Annotated in this window: 1 protein-coding gene and 1 pseudogene; both read right to left on the bottom strand. The window is 65.0% G+C overall.

Annotation, left to right across the window (positions count from 1 at the left end):
• The coding region (locus AWB82_RS36720) for an SDR family NAD(P)-dependent oxidoreductase (protein WP_086974113.1) at positions 1 to 503 on the bottom strand (503 nt) is incomplete at its 3' end.
• Positions 500 to 691: pseudogene (locus AWB82_RS36725) on the bottom strand (FAD-binding protein); the annotation flags it as partial. The gene AWB82_RS36720 and the pseudogene AWB82_RS36725, both read right to left, overlap by 4 nt.

Consider the following 691-nt stretch of genomic DNA (forward strand, 5'->3'; position numbering starts at 1 on the left):
CGCGCTCGCAAGCCTTCGAGAAACGCCTGCAATGCGGCCTTCGCGCTGCCGTACAGATAATTCGACGGACGCCCGCGATCTCCCGCCACCGATGAAATCACCGCGAGCGTGCCGTGCCGCTGCGCTTCGAGCCGGTTGGCGATCGGCGTGAGCAGAGCGATGAGCGAAAGCGCATTGGTGTGAAACTCCCGCACCGCGACGGCGGGATCGCTCTGGCACGCGGCCTGATCCGGCAGCGTGCCCGACGCGACCAGCACGATATCGATGGAATCCATCTGCGCGGCGCAGTCGGCGAGCATCGCGGCGTGATCGTCGAGCCTGTCGATATCGAGTTGATATACGGCAGCCGACGCCGCCCCGCGCGCGCTTAGATCGGCGGCGACCTGCTCCATGCGTTCCCGATTGCGCGCGACGAGAAAGAAGCGCGCGCCTTTCGCGGCCCATTCGCGCGCGCAGGCGATGGCAATGGCGGACGTAGCGCCCACGATGACGATGTTCTTCATAGGCCGGTCATTCGTTTCCAGAAATGCGACAGCATGGCCGGATCGCGAAGCGATTCGAGCTGCTGCCATCGAGGATAAGCGGCGCGAAAATCGGCGCCCGACATGTGCGCGTCCTTGGCCGGATAGATGCGTCCGCCGGCTTCGCGCACGATCGTGTCGAGCGCGGCGAAAAGCTGCGAATTGCGCAA

The sequence above is a fragment of the Caballeronia glebae genome (assembly GCF_001545035.1).
Taxonomy (GTDB): Bacteria; Pseudomonadota; Gammaproteobacteria; order Burkholderiales; family Burkholderiaceae; genus Caballeronia; species Caballeronia glebae.